The following is a 9,021-nucleotide window of genomic DNA, read 5'->3' on the forward strand; positions in this document are numbered from 1 at the left end:
GCGGCCCTTGCCCCGGAAGAACTGGCAAGGCTGGTGCAGGGATTGCCCGACCTGCCTGACGGGTTGCCCCAATGGCTGGCGGGTCACTTCCACCAACTGGCCACCGCGCTGCAACAGCAGAACTGCCCGGTGCAACTGGCACTGGACGACCTGTTCCGCAGCGCCCGGCATCTGGCCGGTCACCGCCCTGAACAGTGGTATCAGGCCTTGCAACAACACCTGTCACTGCCCTTTAGGGCCTTGAAGACACCGCTGCCGCCGCTGCAGGAGGATACCGCACGTCTGGAACGACTCAACCAGGAAGAACAACGGCGCCTGGCCCTTGAGACCGTGGCCAATGGCATTCCCGGACTGTTGACGCCCATCACGGTAACATTCGGGCTTGTACCCCGTTGTCGTGGTCGGTCAATCACGGTGACACCGGAGGCGACAGATCAGGATGTCATGACGATTGTGCAGGCCATGCAACAAGGCATGGATATCAGCCGCAATAGCAGCAATAGCAGGTCAACGGTAAAGCAAAAAAACCGGCATTTGGCTTACCCTTGCGAATTTGGTGATATTGTGGCTCCCCACCACTACAAGGTCACCAGATACTTCCCCAAAACCCCTTACGATGCCCGCCAATATCGTCTCTCTTTTCTGGAGACCCGTCTGGATGAAGACGGCCGGTTGCGCAACTACCCCATCGACTGGACAAATGGCACGATAACCTCTGTGGCAGGATGGCCTGATATCATCTGGCGGACCGACCTTGGCGAAAATGAACTGCCCGGCAACATTGCGCTGACCCTGAATAACCAATGGCAGCCTCTGCCTGCCCTGACGCCTTCAGACCAGCTCCGGGCACTGCGCTGCACCCCGGACACCCCCATTGAGCTGGCCCGAAGCGAGCAGACAGGGCAACTATTAATCAAAAGTAAGGCATCCTCATTACCGGTAACGGTCGACTTTATCATTGCTCCCGGGCAAACCTATTTTACCCAACTAAAACCAGGCGACCAGCTGACATTACCAGAGGGATTGTGCAGTCAACGGCTTGCAGATCTCCTGGAAGAACATATTTTTTACCCCAAAACCAACACCTGCATAGCCTATGCAGAGCTGCGTGACATCCATGGGATCAGTGATGTTCCGCAACGACTGATGGCGTTGATGGATTGGCTGGCTACATTTTCCGACAGCAACAATGTGACCGGACAAGATGAACAACTGTTGCTGAATATGCTCAGGGAGAAACAGGGAGTTTGCCGACACAAGGCGATGATCTTCCAGATACTCTGCCACTATTGGGGTGTTCCAGCCCGGCAAGTAAATAATGCTTCGCACCGTTTTGTTGAGATCAGCCCCGATGGCGGCCACACCTGGCGACAATACCAACTCGGTGGTGGCGGACAAGTCACTGCAGATACCACAGAACCCGACTGGGGGGATTATCGTCAACCAGACTATTCTGAGGTGAAGCTACCCAGGGAGTATGCCTGTTCCGTCCAATTTATCGATTCACAGGAAGACTTCTTTCCTTTAGATTCCAATCATTATCTTGCACCACAATTAAAGTTAAACGATAACCGATCAGCTTTGACTGAGGCTATGCACAAAGATATCTACTCTACCTTAATCAGAATACCCTCCGACATTAAAATCAACGTTGTGCAGAAACATTGGGGGATATTGTTATCGCCACAAATGTTTTACCAGTTTAGTGAAAACATACAATACTGGGAACACATCATAGAAAAAAGGGCCTGGCTTATGGTAGATGGTGAGGGCCATAGCGTTAGCGATGCGATACATCATTTCTATGGTTCGTATATGAAGATATTATCCCAGCTGATACAGGCACAAGAGCCCGATGTTAATTATTTCAACTGGCTATGTGATCTTTACTGCTCAGTGCCTCAATTTCTGAAATATGTATTATTGGCCATCTTACAGACGTTCTCCGGGTCCTGTGATTCCTGTCAGTTGAAAGACCGGATAAAATTAATGCTTGAGTCTTATTCTCTAAGACCCAAACAAGTTGACCTTAATGAAATTAAAAAAGTAGATCCACTACTTTCACAGTGCTGCATAAACCTTATCAAAACGATGACCAGAAGCCGCTCCCTTTTGGAGCGACTATCCCGGCATCGCATCCATCAACAACTGCACCACCAGCCTGTGGGCATTAGCATTATCATCCCTGAAAAACTCATGTCCGGTGAGGCGGCTTTCCTGAACGTATCAAAATCTACAAGCTACAAACCTATTATTTTCGACTGTACTTCTTTGTCCAGACAAGCGGTAGACGATAAGATTACTGAAAAAATAAAATCCGGCTTAAAGCCAGTAATTAGCGAAATACATGAGAGTAGAAACTATTTAATGTTCAGTGAAGTAATAAGAAAAATATTCTTTAGTTGGCTGGCAGCGCATCACATGAATGATGCCACTCCTCCCATTTGGGTGTTTTATGAATATAATGAATATTCTTTGACAAAACAGCCTTACTATAATGCGGCGCTTACGCCTGCCTATCAGCAAGTTGATTCCATGACCCAATTAAAATTACCCCCGGAACGTATAAAAGACCATTTTAACCAACCATCCGCTGTCGTTCTTCAAAAGGATGATTTGCTGGTTCTTTTAGATGAGTTTCTTGCACAGATCGCAAATTAAGACAAGATGATTTCATTTGGTTAACTACTGTTTTACCGGTTTGGTAAAAACATGATGGCTAACTTTCAGAACCAATAGAATGATGCCACCAGTCTCGCCAACTCCAGAAACAACTGGGATGTATCGTCATAATCCAGTTGCGCAACCCGGGAATAACACCGGAATAATCACCCGAGTGCCCTGGCAAAAAATCCATACCTGTACAACAGGAACAGTGACATTGCCTTCAGTATCTGTCAGCCTGATCGGCTCAATTGCTCTGCCAGATACGAAGCGGAGGATCGACCAGCTGGAAATTAATGGCAAACCGCACTTTCGCATCAATGAAATGGGCTGGGTTGATGGAACAGTCAATCATCCGCCAAGGCTGGCAGCCATCACGATCATTGCCGAATCATTGAGAAAACACCCAGAGTCTGGTCTCATTGCAAGAGAACCGAAACACCCTACTACCGGCTATATTTGAGGCAGGAGTGTGAACTACTCGCCCCCTGATTTACCCCACCCCCTGAGTCTATTTATCCGCAGGTTGCTCCACGGATAAACGATCGGTAACAGAGGCTCCCGGTTAAACGGATACCGCCGCCTTGATATGTGGATGGGCCAGATAATCCACCAGCTCAAAATCATCAACGGTAAATTCAAACAGATCACCAATGGCCGGGTTTAACTTCATCTGAGGTCGCTTAAAAGGTGTGCGGCTTAACTGCTCTTGCGCCTGTTCAAGATGATTGGCGTACAAGTGAGCATCGCCAAAGGTATGAACAAAATCACCGGGTTCCAGGTCGCAGACCTGGGCAATCATCATGGTCAACAACGCATAGGAAGCAATATTAAAAGGCACCCCGAGGAAAATATCGGCACTGCGTTGATACAACTGGCAGGACAACTTGCCATCCAGCACATAGAACTGAAAAAGGCAGTGGCAGGGTGGTAACGCCTGACGCCCCATGGCGGCATTTTGCTTTGGCGAGTAGGCGACATCCGGAAGTACCGATGGATTCCAGGCGCTGATCACCATTCGTCTTGAGTCCGGGTTGGTTTTGATCTCATTCAACAGCCACTGAATCTGGTCCACTACGTCACCATTGGCTCCCTCCCAGCTGCGCCACTGTTTGCCATAAACCGGGCCGAGATCACCGTCATCGGTTGCCCACTCATTCCAGATCCGGACACCATTTTCCTGAAGGTAGCCGATATTGGTATCCCCCTTGAGGAACCACAATAATTCATGAATGATTGAACGCAGGTGACACTTTTTGGTGGTCACCAGTGGAAAGCCTTCAGAAAGATCAAACCGCATCTGATAGCCAAATACACTGTAGGTACCCGTGCCGGTCCGATCCGCCTTGAAAGTGCCATGGTCTTTCACATGCCGCAGGAGGTCCAGATATTCTCTCATCGTTTTTTCGATCCACTCTTTTTCTGCTTATGCCCCGGGCAGTTTTTCTGCTTCTGCCCCGGGCAGTTATTCACTCTGGCCTTTGCCAGCCAGGCCGCGTCATCACTATTCATACCATTAACCAGTGGATGGTGACGATATCCCCAAGCCATAAACAGGATGCCCATAACGACCATCGGCAAAGACAACAGCTGCCCCATGGTTAGCCAGTCAAAGGCGATAAAGCCAAGCTGGGCATCCGGCTCCCGCACAAACTCAACGGAAAACCTTGCCAGCCCATAGATCAGCAGGAACAGTCCGGAAATCGCCATTCTTGGCCTGGGCTTTGATGAAAACCACCAAAGTATGCCAAACAGCACAAGCCCTTCCAGAAAGAACTGATAAAGCTGGGAAGGGTGTCTAGCCATCTGGCCGGGATCGGTGGGAAAAACCATGGCCCATGGCACATCTGAGGCCCTGCCCCAAAGCTCGCCACCAATAAAGTTACCTATTCGGCCAAGGCCGAGCCCCAAAGGCACCAGTGGGGCAAGAAAGTCGGTTATCTGAAAGAAGCTTTTACCCTGAGCACGGCCATAGAGCCACATGGCCACAAGAACCCCAAGCAGGCCACCGTGAAAAGACATGCCGCCATCCCACACTTTGAACAGCCAGAGCGGGTCTCTGAGAAAATAGTCAAAGTGATAGAAGATGACATAGCCGGATCGTCCGCCCAGGATAACCCCGATAGCACCATAAAAAATCAGGTCACTGACCTGCTCCGGGTGCCATAAACCAGCGGATCTCCGGGCACGAATACCACCAAGCCAGAGTGCCAGGGCAAAGCCGACAAGGTACATCAGGCCATACCAGTGCACACTTAAGGGGCCGAGGCTGAACGCCACGGGATCTATCTCGGGATACGCAATCACAAACCACTTCCGATCAGTAAAAACTGTTTAAGAGTACCAAGGTAATTGGCTACTGAGCCAGCATACAGTAAAGCCATCTCCTGACCTAACATTTGCAATTTTCCAAGCTTATGACAATAGTTCCAGACAATGATGCCCGGGAACTTTTCGGGCCAGTTATTTACTAAAAGCTTAGGATTTCAGCTAAATTGCAGGCAGAGCGTGTGAACAGATTAACCGCAGAAATGCAATTCCCCTGTCAAGGGTTGGCATCTGAGCAACCATCATCAATTTCTCAGTCTGCTGGCAACAGTGGTGCTCATTCCGTGAGTATCGCAACCCACTCGCAAAGTGAATGGCTCGCTGCTGGCGAATCCGCCCTCTTGGCAAATGGTACGCCTGCCCCTGTCTTGAGAGCACTGGCCAACCGCTCTGCTGAATCATTGCCGGAATCCATGCCGGGCAGCCACAATCCCCCGGCCGCCGAAGGCACTGCTACCGCTGCAGACAAAAACCTCAGGATTTGCCCTGAAGCAAATGTCTCAAATTCAGACGCCATTGTGGCTGAGCCGGTGAAAGTCAGCCCGCCCCCTGTATCGACTCATCCGGACCGAAATCCCGGGATGATCCGGGAGAGCGAAAGTCAGGAAAATCTGACAGAACAACGCCTGATTCCTGCCAGTAATCGGGAGATCCTGCGCAGTGCACTGTTGCGCATCTGCGGCTTGCCCGATGATATCAATACGGACAATGGCATTCTAGCCTCCTGTGTTGGCTGGCTATCAGGTCCGAAGTGGCGCTCACCGGAATGGTTTATCATGGAAGCGGTTGAGGCATTCTTCCGGCTAAAAAAAACCGCTAATAAGGTTCAGCCCCCGCACCGGGAACAACAGTTATTACAGCAGTTTATGGGATCCTCTGTCTGTACCTGGCTACACCGGATGGCAGCCGGAAAGAACCTGGTCTCAGTTGAAGCAGGTCTGCGTCGTGCGGGCGTTGATATCAATCACAAGTATGAGAGAGGCGATTATTGCCACTCTGTTTGCTGCAAAACCTCATATGATAAGCGACCCTGCTGCTCAATACCCGGGGATACCCCGCTAATGCTGGCAGAACGCAACGAACACTGGAATATGTTGGGTACACTGCTGGAAGCCGATGACACAGATATCAGACAGTTGACTTATGGTAAAGAGCATCTGCTCTGCCGACTGTTCAAGTTCAGGGCGAATTTTGGCATTGATGACAGTTCATTGATGTCACTCACGAAAATAATCCTGAAGAAATACGCCCGCAAAATGGTAAATTCCGAACCCCCCCGTTGGGGCAGACAAGTGCCGCTGGCATTATACGCCTTTATCCATGCGGCCCTGAAGGGCGTAAATACCCGGCTAATGACAACTATACTGGCTGATTACCCTTGGGTGCGGCCACTGCTCAAAGAAGACGAAACCGCAACAAATCTGCTGTTTGATGTGGCCACGGGTAATGAGGAACTGCCCCATACCATCGATTATCTGCTGGATTTGCAAGACCAGAATGGCCAGCTTCTGATTGAGGTGGAACGTTTTAACGATCGTAACGGGAGTAGGGGCTATCGCATAGGCATCACACAACCCGCAAAAGACAATCATCCAAGGCGAGTGGTCTCTCGTTCAGTGACGAATTTGCCCGGGCTGGTATTACAAGCTGGAATTAAAAAAAGTATGATGGAGCGGTTGCTGCTCGCTGTAAACAAGCGACAGCTGCAAAGCAGAGAGAGCATTTAAGCCGATAGTCTCAGGTATTAATGACGAGTTAATTTTGAAAATATACTGTCGTCCAGCTGTTTGGCCTGGGTACCATCCAGTTTATAGCCCGGCAGGCCAGTATTTTTCATCTGAATCATGATATGGCCACCATAGACCATAAACTGTTCCGCAAGTCCGTGAGTACCGGCCGCTAACATCGACTGTTGATATGCCTCGGAGATCCCGGTTCGATCTTTATTGCTTTTGCAACCGGTGAAAAGATCCATTCCCATAATGGCGGACAGCTCTTTTAATTTTCCGGAAAAATAAAAGGGACCTGATTGTTCGGCAACCTGCATCAGGCCGCCACGGGTGTTGTACAGCACCCACAACTGATCAGCCAGCTCCTTTGCCTGCTGCTGTTTACTGGCTGATAGTTCTGGCAGTTTTTCTCCCAGCAAGCCTCCGTACTGATGGTTCGAACCGACTAATTGTTTTAGTGCAGATCTATTGACCTCCATCACCGTTTTCCAGGTATTGGCATTAGCCAAAAGGATTTTGCCAGACAATGATTTTTGCCTGTCTGGCAAGGCCAGTTTATTGCAGGGTGCAACCAGCATGACTGGCCGTGGCCTGATTTTCACGGCAGCGGACTTGCCATCAGCGTAGTGGATGGTCAGCGTGCGCTCTTTATTGGACATTTCAATCAACTTTTCGTGCAGCTTTTCAGTCCACTCTTTTTCATTTTCAAGGCCTGCGGCTCTCGCTATGCGGCTAGCGCGGATATGATCGGGGCTTAGCAAATTCAGGTACAGGCAGTCCAGCTTGATGGGTTGGTGATCGGGATTTTTCATGGCATTTTTTAACGCCTGTTTATGGTTGTGAAGCAGCAGGGCGGTAAAGATTTCGTCCAGGCGCTGGTCGGTTACGCGATCTATATTTTCGCCTTTTTCCTTGTAGGCATAAGGACAGCCCACCCGGATATGCCTGGCCAACTCCTGACCATCAACTTTCATGGTATAGGCCAGCATATTGACCGCATGAGGAGAGTTCCGCTCCATTGAAAGAGCCAATTTGTCTTGATAGCTGTTTTGGAAAGGGTCTCTGTTTCCCCGCCTGGCATCAGCAGTGTCATCGTACAGACGCATGGACGCTGCCGGAGTGTATTGAAGAGTGACCTGGTGCCATTGATTATGCTGATAAATATGAAGTCGGCTGCTAAACGACTCACTGTTCTCTGCCAGAACCTTCATGAGTTCCTGTTCAAATAGACCGGCTTTAAACCGTTTTTTCAGTTGTCTGTGCAGCCCGGTGAGTTCTCGAATGGCTTCAGGTACACACTGGACAGTCTTGCCTGTCCTGGTCAGTGCGATTGCCCTTTTACTATCGATGATTGCTGCGATTTTCTGGTCAGCATTTTTCTTTGCAGACTGAGTGTTGGATAACCGCCTGGCCACTTCGGCATAGATATTAACCTGTTTAAGATATTGCCCGCCGCCTCTGAAATCGTATTTGCCTGCATCCTGTATGTATCTTTTTAAGCCCGCTATATCATCTTCAATAGCCCTGGTCATTGCTATCAGTCGCGGGCTGAGATGTTCGCTGCCACTGCGTGCCAACTGCCTTGCCTGTTGCAGTGGGCCGCCCTCTATTTTTCGCCAGTGTGCTGCTAACCACCTAATATCCGGGCCATTTTCCAACAATAAACGTTGAGTCGAGTGGATGAATGATTGTACTTTTTTCCGGTGTGCTGTTAACTCGTCAACCAGTCTTTCTATGTTTTTCGGTGTACTTATGGTTGTGATGGCAAGTTTTGCCCCGGGTGTGGACCGGATTTTTACACCCGCAGGTGATGGTTTGTAGTGATTTTCTGAATTTCTCCGGTTAATTTTCGCCAGTTCTCCTTCCGTTGAGAGTATCTCTTTCAATTCCTGCTCTGGTACTGGCCAGTTTTTTTCATCTGTGTGGGGACTTGAGTCAACTGGCTTTATTTTTTCGAAGTTTGTGATTGCCCTGGTTCCCTGCTTCCCTTTGTCTACCTGTATGCCGGGTCCTTTCAGCCTGGCTGGTGATACATCCTTATGGTATTTTTTCCCGGAGATTTTATTTTCAGGCGGAGGAAAATCGTGGTTCAAGCTCTTTGAGTCAGGCTTGTTGGGTTCAATGGAGGATGCCATGGGTAAATCCTTTTTCACTATAAATCGCAAAGTTCAAAAATTAAATCTTAATACTGGATGTCTGTTATATCGCCATTTTTAACACCAGCTAAACCCTGTTTCCTTTCAGCTTTACCAAACCCGTCGTAAAGCATCGCCCAATCGGGCCGGGCCGCGCAGGCGGT

6 protein-coding genes are annotated in these 9,021 nt (G+C 49.4%); 3 read left to right on the forward strand and 3 right to left on the reverse strand.

The annotated features are described in order from the left end of the window. Both KDK13_RS04170 and KDK13_RS04175 read left to right on the forward strand, forming a co-directional pair. A partial coding sequence (locus KDK13_RS04170; protein WP_257283666.1) for a transglutaminase-like domain-containing protein occupies positions 1-2,661 on the forward strand: 2,661 nt, incomplete at its 5' end. A 220-nt stretch (positions 2,662-2,881) separates the two neighbouring features. Continuing rightward, positions 2,882-3,127, forward strand: coding sequence for a hypothetical protein (locus KDK13_RS04175; protein WP_257283667.1), 246 nt, complete (start codon positions 2,882-2,884; stop codon positions 3,125-3,127). Between the two features lie 102 nt (positions 3,128-3,229). On the opposite strand, the gene KDK13_RS04180 is transcribed toward KDK13_RS04175, so the two are convergent. Together KDK13_RS04180 and lgt are read right to left on the reverse strand one after the other, a co-directional pair. Then, complete coding sequence (locus KDK13_RS04180; protein WP_257283669.1) at positions 3,230-4,063, reverse strand: thymidylate synthase; 834 nt, start codon at positions 4,061-4,063, stop codon at positions 3,230-3,232. Beyond that, complete coding sequence (lgt, locus tag KDK13_RS04185) at positions 4,060-4,971, reverse strand: prolipoprotein diacylglyceryl transferase (protein ID WP_257283670.1); 912 nt, start codon at positions 4,969-4,971, stop codon at positions 4,060-4,062. The genes KDK13_RS04180 and lgt overlap by 4 nt, the downstream gene beginning before the upstream one ends. 305 nt (positions 4,972-5,276) lie before the next feature. On the opposite strand from lgt, the gene KDK13_RS04190 reads away from it, so the two are divergent. Beyond that, positions 5,277-6,719, forward strand: coding sequence for a hypothetical protein (locus KDK13_RS04190; protein ID WP_257283672.1), 1,443 nt, complete (start codon positions 5,277-5,279; stop codon positions 6,717-6,719). A 17-nt stretch (positions 6,720-6,736) separates the two neighbouring features. Here the strand turns inward: KDK13_RS04190 and KDK13_RS04195 are convergent, their stop codons facing one another. Then, the gene (locus KDK13_RS04195) at positions 6,737-8,857 is read right to left on the reverse strand and encodes an inositol phosphate phosphatase SopB (RefSeq protein ID WP_257283673.1); all 2,121 of its coding nucleotides are present in this window, start codon (positions 8,855-8,857) and stop codon (positions 6,737-6,739) included. Between the last annotated feature and the right edge of the window lie 164 nt (positions 8,858-9,021).

It is taken from the genome of Endozoicomonas sp. SESOKO1 (genome assembly GCF_024606265.1).
Classification (GTDB): Bacteria; Pseudomonadota; Gammaproteobacteria; order Pseudomonadales; family Endozoicomonadaceae; genus Endozoicomonas.